8 protein-coding genes are annotated in these 16,151 nt (G+C 70.8%); 4 read left to right on the forward strand and 4 right to left on the reverse strand.

Annotation, left to right across the window (positions count from 1 at the left end; genetic code table 11):
- Positions 1-18: 18 nt before the first annotated feature.
- Complete coding sequence (locus GWI72_RS08800) at positions 19-1,191, reverse strand: polysaccharide biosynthesis/export family protein (protein WP_208995681.1); 1,173 nt, start codon at positions 1,189-1,191, stop codon at positions 19-21.
- A 401-nt stretch (positions 1,192-1,592) separates the two neighbouring features.
- Here GWI72_RS08800 and folD point away from each other — a divergent pair, with 401 nt between their 5' ends.
- The 3 genes from folD (at position 1,593) to GWI72_RS08815 (ending at position 9,105) form a co-directional block, all read left to right on the forward strand.
- Positions 1,593-2,516 (forward strand): bifunctional methylenetetrahydrofolate dehydrogenase/methenyltetrahydrofolate cyclohydrolase FolD, encoded by a 924-nt coding sequence (gene folD / locus GWI72_RS08805; protein WP_161673894.1) that lies wholly within the window; start codon positions 1,593-1,595, stop codon positions 2,514-2,516.
- A gap of 254 nt (positions 2,517-2,770) precedes the next feature.
- Positions 2,771-4,723, forward strand: coding sequence for an autotransporter assembly complex protein TamA (locus GWI72_RS08810; protein WP_161708406.1), 1,953 nt, complete (start codon positions 2,771-2,773; stop codon positions 4,721-4,723).
- A 14-nt stretch (positions 4,724-4,737) separates the two neighbouring features.
- Positions 4,738-9,105: a translocation/assembly module TamB domain-containing protein gene (locus GWI72_RS08815; RefSeq protein ID WP_161708408.1), complete on the forward strand. Its 4,368-nt coding sequence runs from the start codon at positions 4,738-4,740 to the stop codon at positions 9,103-9,105.
- Positions 9,106-9,112: 7 nt separating this feature from the next.
- Here the strand turns inward: GWI72_RS08815 and GWI72_RS08820 are convergent, their stop codons facing one another.
- Complete coding sequence (locus GWI72_RS08820) at positions 9,113-10,126, reverse strand: Ldh family oxidoreductase (protein WP_161673900.1); 1,014 nt, start codon at positions 10,124-10,126, stop codon at positions 9,113-9,115.
- Positions 10,127-10,477: 351 nt separating this feature from the next.
- On the opposite strand from GWI72_RS08820, the gene GWI72_RS08825 reads away from it, so the two are divergent.
- Positions 10,478-11,935: an NAD-dependent succinate-semialdehyde dehydrogenase gene (locus tag GWI72_RS08825; RefSeq protein ID WP_161708409.1), complete on the forward strand. Its 1,458-nt coding sequence runs from the start codon at positions 10,478-10,480 to the stop codon at positions 11,933-11,935.
- Between the two features lie 48 nt (positions 11,936-11,983).
- Here the strand turns inward: GWI72_RS08825 and GWI72_RS08830 are convergent, their stop codons facing one another.
- Together GWI72_RS08830 and GWI72_RS08835 are read right to left on the reverse strand one after the other, a co-directional pair.
- A complete protein-coding gene (locus GWI72_RS08830) occupies positions 11,984-14,788 on the reverse strand; it encodes an EAL domain-containing protein (RefSeq protein ID WP_161708410.1) in 2,805 nt (934 codons plus the stop codon).
- A gap of 35 nt (positions 14,789-14,823) precedes the next feature.
- The gene (locus GWI72_RS08835) at positions 14,824-15,894 is read right to left on the reverse strand and encodes a FecR domain-containing protein (RefSeq protein ID WP_209000074.1); all 1,071 of its coding nucleotides are present in this window, start codon (positions 15,892-15,894) and stop codon (positions 14,824-14,826) included.
- Positions 15,895-16,151: the final 257 nt, after the last annotated feature.

A 16,151-nucleotide genomic window follows, 5' to 3' on the forward strand; every position in this document is an offset into this window, starting at 1 on the left:
CGCAGCTGCCAGAGTGGCTCACTTGTTCACGATTGCCGCGACGCTGAGCGCATTGTTGGTCAGCGGCGCGATGATCTGCAGGAACTTGCCGAACTCCGCCGTCGGATGGTTCGCGACATAGAGGATGTCCTTGTCACGCATCTCGAAGAAACGGGTCAGGAAGAAGCCGCGCGGATCCTGCAGGCTGACGCGGTAGACGACCGGAACTTCCGTCTGGCCGGCCATCTTCTGCGCCAGATCCGGGCGCAGCTGACGCACCAGATCCGCCTCTTCATAGCGGAACAGGAAGATGCCGCCGGCGTCGGCGCGGTAGTCGTTGAGACCGCCGACGGTCGCCAGCGCCTCGGCCATCGAGACGGTCTTGGTGCGGAACGGCACGAGCTGGTTGGCCTTGACCGCACCGAAGGCGGAGAAGGTACGCGGGCGGTGCGACAGCAGCACGTTGTCGCCCGGCGACACCAGCACGTTGTTCTCGGGGAAGTCGATCAGATGTTCCAGACGCGTGGTGCCGGAGCGCGCGCCGCGCTTCAGCGTCACCACGGTCTCGTAGGTGGCCGCGCGGGCACCACCGGCCTGGGCGACAAGCTCCAGCAGGCGGGTGTTGCGCACCTGCAGCGGATAGACCCCGGGCTTGGCCACGTCACCGACCACGACGGCCGTGGAGCTGAGCTTGCTGGAGACGACGACCAGCACCTGCGGCTCGATCGCCTTGCCGACCAGCTTGCTCTCGATGGTCTGGCGCAGGCCCTCGACGGACTGGCCGGCAGCCTGGATGCGGCCCGCGTAGGGCACGAAGATGAAGCCCGTCTCGTCGACGGTGGCCGGGATCAGGGTGCCGTCACCCGAGGCGCCGGAGAAGAGACCTTCGCGCGAGGCTTCCCAGATCTTGATCTGCAGGCTGTCCCCGACGCCCAGCAGCGCCGACGAGCCGCCGCCGCCCACGCCCTGGAACTGGTTCATGAAGGACAGCGGGCGATAATTCTTCAGCCGCTCGATGTTGGAGGGGGAAACGTCAATGACGGTGTAGTTCTCGACACCGGAGGGCACGCTGGCCTGTTCGGTGGAAATCTGCTCGGAGGTGATGCCGATCGCCGACGGTCCCTCGGAGGGAAGCGCCGAGCAGCCCGCTGCAAGCAATACTAAAGACAATAGCCACAACGACCGCATCGGTTCCCCGCCTGCCTCATCCATCCCGGCATTCCTCCTAGCATCCGGCGCGGCCAATGTCCAAGCCGGGGCGCAGGTCAGCGCACCAAGGGGATAATTGCTGTGCTTCAATTACAACAGTAAATGAAAGGAAATCGTTAAGGAATTGGTTTCCTTGCGGGAAGTCGCGATGTGGCGCGCCAGTGCGGTGGCCCCTGACCGGCGATGATCGCAGCGGGCTCGCCCCCCGGACCCGGGGCGGAGACCCGTGGAATCGCCCTCCGCCGCCCCGACTCGCCGCCCTGACCGTCCCGGACGGCGGATTTGGCGAGGAAAATGTCGTGCCTCCCACTTTTCATCCCGCCCCCCCGTTCCTAATGTGCGCGCGACTTCAGACACCGGCGCCCTCCTCCCAGACCCGGCGCCCGACCGGAAAGGCCTTTCCCATGAGCCAGCCCTCGCTCCAGGCAACCCTCATCGACGGAAAGGCGGTTGCCGCCTCCGTCCGTGCCGAGATCACCGCGCGGGCCGGCCGACTTTTCGCCGAAACCGGACGCAAGCCGGGACTGGCCGTGGTGCTGGTGGGCGAGGACCCGGCCAGCCAGGTCTATGTCCGCAACAAGGACAAGGCGGCGGCAGCCTGCGGCTTTCATTCGGTCAAGCACACGCTGCCGGCCGACACGGCCGAGGCCGATCTGCTGGCGCTGGTCGCCGCACTCAATGCCGACGAGGCGATCCACGGCATTCTCGTCCAGCTGCCGCTGCCCGGACACATCGACGAGGGCAAGGTGCTGCGGCTGATCCGGCCGGAAAAGGACGTCGACGGCTTCCATCCGGTCAATGTCGGGCTGCTCGCCACGGGCGACCGGGAGCAGGCGCTGGTGCCCTGCACGCCGGCCGGCAGTCTGGTCCTGCTGAAACGGACCCTGGACCGGCCGCTCGCCGGTCTGGACGCGGTGGTCATCGGCCGCTCCAACATTGTCGGCAAGCCGATGGCGCAGCTGCTGCTGGCCGAAAGCTGCACCGTCACCATCGCCCACAGCCGGACCCGGAACCTGCCCGACGTCGTCCGCCGCGCCGACATCGTGGTGGCGGCGGTGGGGCGGCCGGAGATGGTCCGGGGCGACTGGATCAAGCCGGGGGCGACGGTGATCGATGTGGGGATCAACCGTGTCCCCGATCCTGCCCGCGGCGGCGACGCCACGCGGCTGGTCGGCGACGTCGCCTTTGCCGAGGCAGCAGCCCATGCCGGCGCGATCACGCCGGTTCCCGGCGGCGTCGGCCCGATGACCATCGCCATGCTGATGGCCAACACGCTGACGGCGGCGCGCCGGCTGCTCGGCCTGGCGCCGGAACCGGACCTGTTCTGAGGCGTTGATCTGCCGGGCGATGCCTCGAATGAGCGACAAAGGCTTAACCGGTTGATCACTATAGTAGGGATTGCGGTGCGGCGGAGCGGCACCGGGCGCGGGGCAAGCCCCGTCCGGTGTGGCGAGGCCCGGCCGCAGCAGGCATGCCGGCTCGCCAAGGGCGACGGGGCATGCGATACAGACCTCAGGCCGTGGATCCGCCATGGCCGGGGGCTTCACATGGCGGCTGCGAGTTGATGCGAGTTCCGTCCCACATGTCCGGGTCTGAAGGGCCGCGCCTGCCGGCGCAGCGGCCGACGACCGGTCGTGTCCGGGCGCTGGCCCTCCCGGGTGCCGGCCTGCTTGCGCTCGCAGTCGGGCTGACCGCCCTGCCCGGCCCGGCGACCGCCTTCGAGCTGTTCGGCTACCGGCTGTGGGGCTCGGCCAGCGACGCGGGGGCTGCGGCCGACGCCTTCCCCTACCAGCCGGTCCTGACCCTGCAGGGCGGCGACGAGCCCCTGAAGCAGCGGCTGACGGCTGCCTCGCTGCTGATGAGCGAGGCGACCGATGCGCCGTCGGGCGAATCCGGTCTCATTGCCCGCGCGCTCAACGATTTCGACCGGCTTGTTGCCCAGCTCTATGTCGAGGGCCGCTACGGCGGAACGGTCGACATCCGCATCGCCGGCCTGCCGCTGCAGACGGCGCTGCAGCAGGGCAGCCTGCCGGGCCCGCGTCCGGTTCCGGTCAGCATCGCGATTTCCGCCGGGCCGATGTTCACATTCGGCGACGTGCGCATCGGCACGCAGGGCGCGGCCGCCGGCCAGCTCTCGACCGATCCCGGTTTCTGGGGCCTTGCGCCCGGGACGCTGGCCGATTCGACCAAGGTCCTGGCAGCCGAGCGCCAGATCCTGACCAGCCTTCGCGCCCGTGGCTATCCCAAGGCACGCATCGTCACCCGCGACATCACCGCCGACCATGCCAACGATCATCTCGACGTGACCCTTGTCGCCGATGCCGGCGCGCAGGCGCGTTTCGGCGCGGTCAGCGTCACCGGAACGTCGGTCACCGACCCGGCCTTCGTCGTTGCCCAGGCAATGATCCCGGAAGGGGCGGTCTACGACCCGGAGGTCCTGGCCAAGGCGCAGAAGCGCCTCAACGATCTCGGCATCTTTGCCAGCGTCACCATGGTCGAGGCCGACAGCGTCGGCCCGGACGGCAGCCTGCCGGTGACGATCGAGGTGGCGGAGCGCAAGCGCCACGTGCTGGGTGCCGGTGCCACCTGGTCCTCGACCGAAGGCGGCGGCCTGGAAGCCTACTGGCGCCGACGCAACCTGTTCGGCCAGGGCGAGCTGCTGTCGGTCGAGGGGTCTGTCGGCCGGCTGGGCAACTCGTCGCTGACGGACATGGAATATGCCGCGCGGATTGCCTTCGAGAAGCCGGGCGTGTTCGGTCCGCTGACCAGCTTCAGCACCTCGTTCTCGGCCAAGCAGGAGGCGCCGAACGCCTACACCAGCCGCTCGGCCACCTATGACGCCTATCTGAAGCGGACCTTCACCGACACGCTCAGCGGCCGGGCCGGCTTCGAGACGGCTTTCATCGACGAGACCGATGCCTATGGCAAGAAGACCTACCTGCTCGGGGGGCTGCCGGCGGACCTCACCTTCGACAACCGCGACGATGCGCTGAACCCCTCGCGCGGGTTCCTGGCGACGGCCTTCGCCGAGCCCGCCTATGACATCCGCAACCGCAACATGATGCTGTTCCTGCGCGGCTCGGTGTCGAGCTACGTGGCGCTCGACGAGGCACGGCGCTTCGTGCTGGCCGGCCGCCTCTCGACCGGCAGCATCGTCGGACCGCAGGTGGACGACATTCCCGCCGGCCGGCGCTTCTTTGCCGGCGGCGGCGGCTCGATCCGCGGCTACGCCTACCGCAATGTCGGACCGCGCCGCAACGGCGAGGTGACGGGCGGACGCAGCGTCCTGGAACTGTCTGGCGAGGTGCGGGTGCGCCTGACGGAGACCTTCGGCGCAGTCGCCTTCGTCGATGCCGGCAATGTCTACAAGTCGTCGGTGCCGGACTTCTCGCGCCCCTTCAAGATCGGTGTCGGCGCGGGGTTGCGCTACTTCACGCCGATCGGTCCGCTGCGGCTTGACGTGGCGGTCCCACTTTCGCCGGAAAAAGGTGATCCTGATTTCGCGATCTACCTTGGCCTGAGCCAGGCCTTCTGAGTCGGACCAGACACTTGCGGCGCATTCTCAAAGCCCTGCTTTACACCGCCCTCGGCACCACGGCGCTGGCCGGGCTGGCGCTCGCCGTCGTGCCGACCCCGCTCGGGGAAGGTCTGATCCAGCGGCTGGCCAACGACGCCCTCGCCCGGCCGGACGGGGGAGCCCGGCTGGAGGGCCTGTCGATCTCGTGGTCCGGGGACATCCGGGCCGACAGCCTGACGCTGAGCGATGCCGGGGGCCCCTATGCCGTGCTGAGCGGCCTCGGGCTCGACTGGCAGCCGCTGGCGCTGCTTGCCGGCGAGGCCCGGATCCGCAGTCTGGCCGTCGAGCGCATCGCCCTTGAGCGTCGGCCCGTGCCGGCGCGGCCCGACGAGGCGGACACCGGGACTGAGGGCGGGCCGATGCTGCCGGTGGCCTCGGTGCGGCTCGAGACGCTGCGGCTGCCGCGGATCGAGCTGGCGGCCGCTGTTGCCGGCGTGCCCGTGACGCTCGCCGCCGATGGCTCCGCCACGGCAGAGGCCCATCCGGAGCGGCTGAGCGCCCGGCTCGCGGTGCAGCGCATCGACGGCACGCCGGGATCGCTCGCCGCCGACGTGACCCTTGCCCCGAGCGAGGGCACGCTGGATGTCACCGTCAAGGCGGGAGAGCCGCGCGGCGGCCTGATTGCGCGCCTTGCTGGCCTTGACGACCTGCCGGCGGTGGATTTCGACCTTACCGGCTCCGGCCCCCTGTCCGACTGGGCCGCGCGCCTCGCGCTTGCCCTTGACGGACGCCCCACGGTCGCAGGCACCGCCCGGATGGCGGCGTCCGCCGACGATAGCCGCAGCCTCAGCCTCGACCTGTCCGGCGATCTCGCGCCGCTCGCCCCGCCGGCTGCGGGCGCGCTTGTCGTCGGCACCACGGGGCTCACCGCCAGCGCCCGGCTGTCCCCCCGCTTCCTGCCGCTCGACGGCAGCCTCCGGCTGACCTCCGACACCCTGACCCTGACGGCGACGGGCACCTATGCCCCCGACAGCGGAACGATTGCAGTCACCTCGGACCTGCGGCTTGCGGCCGATGGCGGCGCGCTGATCGGCATCGACACCGGCTCGGGCCTGGCCACGCTTGCCAGCCTCACTGGCTCGGTCCGGCTGGAAGGACCGCTCGACCGCGCGACCTGGCACGCCAGCCTCGAGACCGACCGGCTGAGCACGCCGCAAGGTGCCCTCGCCTCCGCCCGGCTGGAGGCCACCGGGGTCGGCGCGAACCTCACCCGCAGCGGCTTCTCCCTGCCGGTCTCGGCCACCTTGCGCCTCGCCGGCATCGCCCCGAGCGATCCGCGTCTTTCTGCCTTTGCCGGCAGCGGCGAGATGGACCTCGCCGGCCGCGTCACCCTGCCGGGACGCGGTCCGGTGTTGCAGCTCGCCCGCGGCAGCGCGACGCTTGCCCCGCTCGGCGTGACGCTTGGCGAGGGCACGCTGGGATCCGGTCCCTCCAACCTGACGGGCGAGCTGCGCGTGCCTGACCTGTCGGGCCTTGCCGGCCTCGCCGGGCGGCCGCTGGCCGGCAGCCTCGGGGTTGGCTTCCGGGCGGAGGGGACGCCGGCGGACAGCGCCGGCAGTCTGGCCCTGTCCGTGGCCGCCACCGATCTGTCCACCGGCCTCGCGCCGCTGGATGGTCTGCTGGCCGGCGCGTCGCAGGCGACCGCGACGCTGACCCGCGCAGCCGATGGCGCGCTCGGCCTGCGCGACCTTGCCGTGACGACCCCGGCTGCGACCCTGACCGGCACCCTCGATCTTGCGCCTGATGCCGGGAGCGGGTCCGGGGATGGGCTGGACGGCGAGATCCGGGTGTCCCTGTCCGATCTCGGCCGCCTTGACCCGCGCCTTGACGGCACGCTGGCGCTCGAGGCGGACCTTGCGGGGGCGCTCGCCCGGCCCGCGCTCGACGTGACGGCCACCTCCGGGCGCATCGGCCTTGCCGGCACGCCGCTCACCGACCTGTCGCTTGCCTTCAATGGCGCAGCCGATCCGGCGGCCCCGCGTGGCTCGCTCAATCTCTCCGCCCGCCTCAACGGCGCGCCGCTGGTCGCCCGGGGTGATCTGGACAGCCAGGCCGGACAGGCCCGCCTCAGCGGCTTCGAGGCCGCCGTCGGCGGCAACCGGCTGACGGGCGATCTGGTGGTCGGCGACCTCGGCAAGGCGCTCGAGACCATTTCCGGCACACTGACCCTGGACGCGCCGGACTTGTCCGAGCTGTCGCCGCTGGCCCTGACGCCGCTCTCCGGCCGGCTTGCGGCCCGGGCGGTCCTCTCCGCCGACGCGGCCGGTTCGCGCCTGAAGCTGACGGCGGACGGGGCCGGCGTGAGCCTGCCGCAGGCCGCCGCCGACAGCCTGCGGGTCGACGTCGATCTCACGGATCTGGCCTCGGTGCCGCAGGCCGCGGGCCAGGTGACGGCGACCGGTCTTCTGGCTGGCGGCACACGCCTCGCGTCCCTGTCGGCGAGCGCAAGCAGCGACGGCAGCCGCACCGATTTCACCCTCGACGCCCGCCTGCCCGGCGCAGGCAAGGACGGGGTCACCGCAGCCGGCAGCCTGACGGCCACGGGTTCCGGCTTCGATCTTGCCCTGACACGGCTCGACGGGCTCTACACCGGCCTCAAGACCGCGCTGGTGCGCCCTGCCCGCCTCTCCTATGCCAACGGAACCGCCCGGCTGGACGAGGTCGCGCTGGCGCTCGGCTCCGGCTCGCTGGTGGTTCAGGGCACGGCCGGCGACACGCTCGCCCTCACGGGAACACTGCGCGCCGTGCCGCTGGCGCTCGCCAACTCCGTCCGTCCGGGCCTCGGTCTTGCCGGCACGCTGAGCGGTTCGGTGCAGGTGAGCGGCCCGGCCAAGGCGCCCGTCGCCGCCTGGCAGCTCACCGGTCAGGGCCTGTCGGCGGCGCAGCTTGCGGCCAGCGGCATCGCGCCGCTCGGGCTTGAGAGCCGGGGCAGCCTGTCCGGCCAGCGGGTGGAGCAGTCCAGCCGCCTCACCGGCGACGGCGGCCTGACGCTGACGGTCGCCGGCCCGGTCGGCCTTGGCGGCAGCGGCTCGCTCGGACTTGACGTGACCGGCACCGTTCCGCTCGCGCTTGCCCGGTTGCCGCTCCTGCGCGCCGGCTTCAGGGCCGAGGGGACGCTGGCGGTGTCCGGTCGGGTCGGCGGCTCCTTCGCCGCGCCCGACTATGCGCTGAGCGCCCGGCCACAGGGCATCAGCCTGACCGAGTTCTCCTCCGGCTTCACCCTGCGCAACGTCGCCGGCAGCCTCGACGTGACCCGGGACCGGGTGGTGCTCAACGGGCTTGCCGCTGCCATTGCCGCCGGCGGGACCGTGCGGGCGGGCGGCTCGATCGGTCTGGGGGCCGGGTTGCCGGCCGACATCTCGGTGACGGTCGAGAACGGCCGCTACAGCGATGGCCGCGTCGTGTCGGCCGATCTCGGAGCGGCGCTGAAGATCGCCGGACCGCTGGCGGGCGGCGGCGTGCTCTCGGGCAGCGTGACCATCAGCAGTGCCAACATCGCCATCCCGGAAACGCTGCCCGGCGGCCTGTCGCCGCTGGCGGTGCGCCATGTCAACGCGCCGAAGCCGGTGCGCGACCAGGTGGCCGAACTCCGCCAGGACACCGGCGGTGCGGCGGCCGGCGGCGGCCCGGGCGCGGGCGGCGGTCTCGGCCTCGACGTCACCGTGAACGCGCCCGCCCGCATCTTCGTGCGCGGCCGCGGCCTCGATGCGGAGCTGGGCGGATCGCTGCGGATCGTGGGCACCACGGCCGCGCCCCAGGCCGTCGGCGGGTTTGCGCTGCGCCGGGGTCAGCTCGACGTCCTGACGCGACGCCTCGCCTTCTCGCGCGGCAACGCCACCTTCACCGGGTCGCTCACGCCCACCCTCGATTTCGTTGCCACCACCACGGCCGGCTCGACCTCGATCAACGTGACCATCAGCGGCAGTGCGGCCGATCCGGTCATTGCGCTGACCTCGTCGCCGGCGCTGCCGCAGGACGAGATCCTGGCCCAGCTCCTGTTCGACAAGAGCATGACCAGCCTCTCGCCCACCCAGATCGCCCAGCTCGCCGCCGCCGTGGCCACGCTCACCGGCGGCAGCGACACCGGGCCGCTGGCGCAGCTGCGCAAGTCGCTTGGCCTCGATGTGGTCGACGTGAACCTCGGGGCCACCGGCGGCCCGTCCCTCGCGGTCGGCAAGTACATCAACGACAACATCTACCTCGGCGTCGAGCAGGGGGCCGGACGTGATTCGTCGCGGGTGAAGGTCGACATCGACCTGTCCCGCAGCCTCAAGGCCCGGGGCGAGGTCGGCGCCAACGGCTCCAGCAAGGCCGGCATCTATTTCGAGCGGGAATACTGAGGGCGTCCTAGGCGCCGGCGATGGCCCGGATCTCGCGCAGGATCGGCCGCGGAACGGCAAGGCCCTCGCGCGCCGCGCGGGCGCGCGCCTCGAGCCGGCGGCTGCCCGGCAGACGCGCCCCCTCTTCCGCCCCGATTGCCGCGACGAGCACCGCCATGCGCTCGTAGAAGACGCCGCCGGAGGTGAGGCCCGGGTCGATCGCCAGGACAAGCTGGCCGAGATCGGGGGCCGGTCCCTCCGCGTCGAACAGGCTGGTGGCCTCGAAGGCGAGGCTTGCCCCCACCACGGCTGCAGCCATCACCTCGATCATCAGCGCCAGCGCCGCGCCCTTGGCCTCGCCGATGGGGATCATCGTGCCGGCCATGGCTGCTGCGGGATCGGTGGTGGGCCGGCCCTCGGCATCGAGCGCCCAGCCTTCCGGGATCGGCCGGCCCGCCTTCTCGGCCGCCATGATCTTGCCCTTGGCAACGCGTGACACGGCCAGATCGATGACCAGCGGCGGCTCGCCGGGGGCGACGGGGGCGGCAAAGGCAATCGGATTGGTGCCGAACAGCGGCCGGCGTCCGCCCCAGGGGGCAATGGCCTTCGGCGCGTTGCCGAAGACGAAGGCAACGAGCCCCTGCGCGGCCAGCGCCTCGCAATGGGCGCCGGCCTGACCGAAATGATGCGACCGGCGCACGGCGGCCATGGCGATGCCGAGCTTGCGGGCCGGCTGCGGCAGGGCGGCAAGGGCGAGGTCGAAGGCCGGATAGGCAAACCCCAGACCGGCATCGACGCGGACCAGTGCGGGGGTCGCCTCGACCAGCACCGGGCGGGCGAAGCCATCGACCTTGCCGCTGCGGGCCTGCGCTGCGTAGGAGGGGATGCGGGAGAGACCATGGCCGGCCTGCCCGTCCGCCTCGGCTGCGACCAGCGCACGGGCAACGCTTTCGGCCACATCGGGTGCGGTCCGGCTGGCGCAGAGCGCGCTCACCGCCAGCGCATGGGCTTCGGACAGGGTCAGGATCTCGGTGTCGGACATGGGCGGGGCCCCTCTGGAACGGCAGGCCCGGAGGCTTAGCACGGGACTTTGCTGCCTGGCGAGGGGCTGCCTGGCGAGGGGCTGCCTGGCGAGGGGCTGCCTGGCGAGGAGCTGCCTGGCAAGAGCGCTCCCTGGTGAAGGGGGCACCTGGCGGGAGGACTGCCTGGCCTGTGCCGCCCGACGCTGTCCGGGGATTGAAGGGCATCGGGCGCCATGCGACAGATCGCTCACCCTCCGCATTGTCTCTTTACCGGAGGCAGTGAAACTGTTTAACATGTTAAATAACAGGCGGGACGGACAAGGCTCCGGACCCCAGCCGCAGACGGGACCGACAAGACCGGGGAGAGCGACATGGCGCTTGATACAGATTTGGTGAAACAGAAGCTTTTCGTGGACGGCGCCTGGCTGGACGCCGACAGCGGGCAGACGATCCGCGTCGACAATCCGGCCACACTGGAGACCATCGGCACCGTTCCGAAGGCGGGCCGGGCCGAGACCCGTCGCGCCATCGAGGCCGCGCACCGGGCGCTGGCCGGCTGGAGGGCCCTGACCGCGGAGGACCGGGCGGCGCGCATGCACAGGCTCTGCGACGCGATCATGGCCAGGCATGACGCCCTTGCCGAACTGCTGACGACCGAGATGGGCAAGCCGCTGGCCGAGGCCAAGGGCGAGATCGCGCTTGGCGTGAAGTACATCCGCTTCTTCGCCGAGGAGGGCAAGCGCATCTATGGCGACGTGATCCCCTCCCCCTGGGCGGGCAAGCGGATCCTCGTGACCAAGGAGCCGGTCGGCGTTGTCGGGGCCATCACCCCCTGGAACTTCCCGAACTCGATGATCGCGCGCAAGCTGGGCGCGGCCCTCGGGGCCGGTTGCACCATCGTCATCAAGCCGGCCAGCCAGACGCCCTACTCGGCCCTCGCCTTCGGCGCGATGGCGGAGGCGGCCGGCATTCCGGCCGGGGTCATCAACGTGGTCACCGGCTCGGCGGCCGAGATCGCGGCGGAGATGTGCGAGCACCCGCTCCTGCGCAAGATCACCTTCACCGGCTCCACCGAAGTCGGCAAGCTGCTCGCCAGCGAGGCGGGCAAGCACATGAAGAAGGTGTCGATGGAGCTGGGCGGCAACGCGCCCTTCATCGTCTTCGATGACGCCGATCTCGACGCCGCCGTGGCCGGGGCGATGATTTCCAAGTTCCGTAACTCCGGCCAGACCTGCGTCTGCGCCAACCGGCTCTATGTCCAGGCCGGCGTCTATGACGCCTTTGCCGCCAGGCTGAAGGCGGCCGTCGAGGCGCAGCTCAAGGTCGGCGACGGCCGCAAGGACGGCATCACCCAGGGCCCGCTGATCGACACCGGCGCGGTCGCCAAGGTGGAGGAGCACATCGCCGACGCGCTCGCCAAGGGCGGGGCGCTGCTCACCGGCGGCAGCCGCATCGGCACAGAGGGCAGCTTCTTCCAGCCGACCATCGTCACCGGGGCGACGGCAGCGATGAAGGTGGCGCGGGAGGAGACCTTCGGCCCGCTTGCGCCGCTGTTCCGCTTCGAGACCGAGGAGGAGGCGATCCGCCTTGCCAACGACACCGAATATGGCCTCGCCTGCTATTTCTATTCGCAGAACCTCGGCCGGGTGTTCCGCGTGATGGAGGCGCTGGAGTATGGCCTGGTGGGCATCAACGAGGGTCTCATCACCACGGAAGTCGCCCCCTTCGGCGGGGTGAAGGACAGCGGCATGGGCCGTGAGGGCTCGAAGTACGGCGTCGATGACTACCTGAACATCAAGTACGCCTGCGTCGGCGGCCTCGGCCTCTGACCCCGCGCCTGCGGACCCTGTGCCGGATGCGCAACGGCACGCCGTGGCTCAGGCTGCGGCGTGCTGCAGGGCGAGCAGCTCCTTGCCGCTCATCGGCCGGCCATAGAGATAGCCCTGGCCGATGTCGCAGCCGAGCCGGCGCACCGCCTCTTCCTGCGCCCGCGTCTCGATGCCCTCGGCAATCACCGTGATGTCGAAGCCGCGGGCCAGCTCCACGACGCTGCGCACGATCGCCGCGCTGCCCCGGTCCTCGTGGACATGCTCGACGAAGGACCGGTCGATCTTGATCTTGGAGAAGGGAAACCTCGGAATGTAGCCGAGGGAGGAATAGCCGGAGCCGAAGTCGTCGAGCGCCAGACCGCAGCCGAGGCCCCGCAGATGCGAGATGCTGGCGGCGACCTGATCGGCCTGGCCGAGGAACAGGGATTCCACCAGTTCCAGATCCAGCTGGGCCGGCGGCAGGCCGGAGCCGCGCAGCGCCGCCTCGACAGCCTCGATCACCGAGCCCCGCTCGACCTGGATCGGCGACACGTTGACGGCCAGCCGCAGCGGCAGGTTCCAGCCCCGGACGGTTCGGCACGCCTCGCTGAGGGCAAAGGCGCCCAGCGGCTCGATCAGGCCGCTTTCCTCCGCGATCGGGATGAATTCTGCCGGAGACACGGGCCCAAGCTCGGGATGCTGCCAGCGCAACAGCGCCTCGACGCCGATGATCTGGCCGGACTGCAGGTGCACCTGCGGCTGGTAGACCACGTGGAACTGGCCCTGGCGGACACCTTCCTCCAGGTCGATCTCCAGCAGGCGCCGCCGGGTCAGCGCGCGCAGCATCGCCTGGTCGAACTGGCGGGTCGTGCCGGGTCCGGCCTTGCGCGCCCAGGACAGGGCCGTGCCGGCCTGACGCAGCAGCGCAGCCGCATCGGGCTTGTCCGCCGGGGCCAGCGTCGCCAGACCGAAACAGGCGCTGATGTGCAGCCGGTGACCGTCCAGCACCAGTTCCTGCGAGATGCGGCCGAGCACCTCGGCGCAGAAGTCTGCCGGTGCGACGCCCGGCGGGAAGCCGGCCAGCGCCAGCTGCCGGTCACCGACACTGGCGACGAACTCGCAGCCCAGCTGGCGCAGCTCGCGCGCCACCGCCGCGCGGACCTTGTCCGCCCAGCTCAGGCCGAGCGAGGCGGCGATGATGTCGATGCGCTCCAGCCCCGCGACGAGAAGATGATAGTCGCCGCCCCTGGGCTCCCCGCGCTCGAGCCGTTTCTGCAGCGCCTCCTCGAAGGCACGGCGGTCCAGCAGGTCGGTGATCGGATCATGGGCAGCCAGATAGGCGAAGGCCTCTTCCGCCTTCCGCTTGTCGGTGATGTCGCGGCAGGTCAGGCAGGCGACCGCGTCCGGGTCATCGCCGTCCTCGCCGGCCAGCACCGAGGCGGTGATGGCGTATTCGATCAGGCGGGCATCGCGGCCGGCGCCCCCTGAGGGATCCTCGGGGGTGATGACGATCTCGTGCAGGCAGGCCGTTGCGTCGCTGTCGGCCGATCTGGCCAGCGCGGTCTCCAGCATGGCCACGACGGCCGGCGGCAGGACTGCCCTCGCCATCGTGCCGCTGCGGATCGGGGCATGCCAGATCGCCTCGGCGCTGCGGCTGGCGGCACGGATCACCCCGCGCGCGTCGATGACGATCACCCCGTCGAAACTGTCGGCAAAGACCTTGTCGAGCACCAGCAGATCCCGGGCGCGCTGACGGCGCAGGAGGCGCACGAGCAGCTGGCGCACGCCGATCTCGCGCAGGAGCGCCGCCAGCGACAGGAGGATCAGCGCCACCTGCGCCGGAACCGTGTCGAGACTGACCGGCACCAGCGCCTGCACGCCGAGGGCACCCAGCTCCAGTCCGACCGAGAGGACGGCAAAGAGGACAAGCCGTCCGCGCCAGCCGGTGAGGCCGCACAGGGTCGCCGCCATCCCGGCCGCCAGCACGACCGCCAGAAGGACATAGCCGTAGCCTCCGGTCATCGGCCGTCCGGACAGGAGCGTTTCCGTTGCCAGGATCTGCAGCAGGGCACCGGGAAGGACGCCATGCAGCGGCACGTTGAAGAAGTCGCGCAGCTCCTGCGCGCTCGCCCCGATGACGACCTTGCGCCCGGCAAGGAGGGAGACATCGACCCGCCCCGCCAGAAGATCGGCCACCGAAACGCGCGGAATGCTGGCCGGAGCAATGCTGTAGTCGATGCCGAAGGCCTGCCGCACCGGGCCGTCCGCCCCGGCCGCCATGGCCGACAGCGACAGGATCGCCTCCCCCTCGACCTCATCGGCAAACAGCGCCGCCCGGATGCGGCCGTCGCCGTCAACAGGCAGGCTGACCGTCACGGGCCAGGCGTGGGCGAGGAACCGGGGCTGCGGCTTGTTGACGAGGTCGCCCGCGTCGGGCCGGGCGGGATCGGCGGGCTGGCGGAACACCGCCAGATGCACCATGCCCTCCGCGCGGGCGAGAGCCTCCGCAAAGCGGGCGTCCTCGGCTTCCGTGGAGCGGCTGCTGAAATCGATGTCGAAGAAGATCTCGCCGGCACCAGCCTCACGCAGGCGATCGACCAGCGCCCCATGGACACTGCGCGGCCAGGGCCAGACCCCGACCTGTTGCAGGCTGGCCGCGTCGATGTCGGCATAGACCACGCTGCCCGACGCGTCGCGGTCCAGCAGGGCAAAGCGCACCTCCTGCAGGGCCCGTTCGAGCGGCTGCAACCAGCCCGGCGTGTGCAGGCCGATCACGATCGCGGCCGTGACGGCAGCCGCTATCGCACAGCTGACGGATGCTGCCTGCACCGCCTTGAGAGCGGTGCGCCGGATCGCCTTCAAGCCAACCGCCATTCTGCCCCCGCTCCGGTCAAAGGCTGGTCCAACCGTCAGGACCGGTCATTGCCGTTGTCATTGCCACCGGAATTGCCGTTGCCATTGCCACCGGAGTTGCCGTTGCCATTGCCGCCGGAGTTCCCGTTGCCGTTGCCACCGGAGTTGCCGTTGCCGTTGCCGCCGGAATTGCCGTTGCCATTGCCGCCGGAGTTGCCGTTGCCATTGCCACCGGAATTGCCGTTGCCATTGCCGCCGGAGTTGCCGTTGCCATTGCCACCGGAATTGCCGTTGCCGTTGCCGCCGGAATTGCCGTTGCCGTTGCCGCCGGAATTGCCGTTGCCGTTGCCGCCGGAATTGCCGTTGCCGTTGCCGTTGCCGTTGCCGCCGGAGTTGCCGTTGCCATTGCCGCCGGAATTGCCGCTGCCATTGCCGCCGGAGTTGCCGTTGCCATTGCCGCCGGAGTTGCCGTTGCCATTGCCGCCGGAGTTGCCGTTGCCGTTGCCGCCAGAATTGCCGTTGCCGTTGCCACCAGAATTGCCGCTGCCACCGGAATTGCCGTTGCCGCCGGAATTGTCAGGTGTCGACCCGGTGCCCGTGCCTGATCCGGGGCGCGAGGTGGTGTCGGAGGCTCTGGTGTCGGCGGCGGGGGCGCTGCTGCTGCCCTGCACGGTCGGGTTCAGGGAGGAGGCAGGGGCGCGGCCGGTCTCGACGGTCGGCGTGCTGCCGCTCCCGGCCACGGACAGACCCACCCCGTCCGTGGTGCTGGCGCTCTGTCCAGGGCCAACCTGAGACCGCTCGCCGGTGTCCATGTCGACAACCTGCACCAGCCCCCGGTCGACCCGCACTTCTGCCGCGCCGCGCCGCACCGAGACGTCAAAGCGGGTTCCCTTGACGACGGCAGCGAGATAGGGCGTCTCGACCGTGAAATGCGGCTGCCCGCGTTTCTGGACGTCAACCGTGACCGTCCCGTCGCGCTGCAGCAGCGTCGTCGTGCGGTCCGTCGACTTCAGGCTCGAAATGGCGATGGTCGTATTGGGCGCGACCAGCACGGTCTCCCCGGCGCGGGCCAGCACCGCCTTGGCACCCCCGCGCGTGGCCAGCGTCACGCCGCGCGGCAAAGGCATGCCCGGCCGCGCCGCCACCGGCGCAGCCCCGGGGGCCAGCAGGTAGACCTTGCCGCTGGTCCGCTGGATGATCCAGTCGGACGCCTGCGCAATGCCGGGGACGGTCAGGAGCGGAAGTGCCAGGCAGAGAGCCAGACACAGGGCTCGGCCGCGGCTGCGGACACGGTGCCCCCCTCTGGGCCTGCCCTCATCAGGACGAAACGGCGCGACGCCCTCGGAAGGATCCGCTGGAGTAGCTTGTGCCCACATTGTTCCCA

Origin of the sequence: Pannonibacter sp. XCT-53, from assembly GCF_009915765.1 — a bacterium.
GTDB classification, from domain to species: Bacteria; Pseudomonadota; Alphaproteobacteria; order Rhizobiales; family Stappiaceae; genus Pannonibacter; species Pannonibacter tanglangensis.

Excerpts from the sequence above, each read along its gene's own strand:
- folD (WP_161673894.1), top strand. The coding sequence starts at position 1,593 with ATGAGCCAGCCCTCGCTCCAGGCAACCCTCATCGACGGAAAGGCGGTT.
- GWI72_RS08830 (WP_161708410.1), bottom strand. The coding sequence starts at position 14,788 with ATGGCGGTTGGCTTGAAGGCGATCCGGCGCACCGCTCTCAAGGCGGTG.
- GWI72_RS08835 (WP_209000074.1), bottom strand. The coding sequence starts at position 15,894 with ATGCCTTTGCCGCGCGGCGTGACGCTGGCCACGCGCGGGGGTGCCAAG.
- GWI72_RS08810 (WP_161708406.1), top strand. The coding sequence starts at position 2,771 with ATGTCCGGGTCTGAAGGGCCGCGCCTGCCGGCGCAGCGGCCGACGACC.
- GWI72_RS08800 (WP_208995681.1), bottom strand. The coding sequence starts at position 1,191 with ATGGATGAGGCAGGCGGGGAACCGATGCGGTCGTTGTGGCTATTGTCT.
- GWI72_RS08825 (WP_161708409.1), top strand. The coding sequence starts at position 10,478 with ATGGCGCTTGATACAGATTTGGTGAAACAGAAGCTTTTCGTGGACGGC.
- GWI72_RS08820 (WP_161673900.1), bottom strand. The coding sequence starts at position 10,126 with ATGTCCGACACCGAGATCCTGACCCTGTCCGAAGCCCATGCGCTGGCG.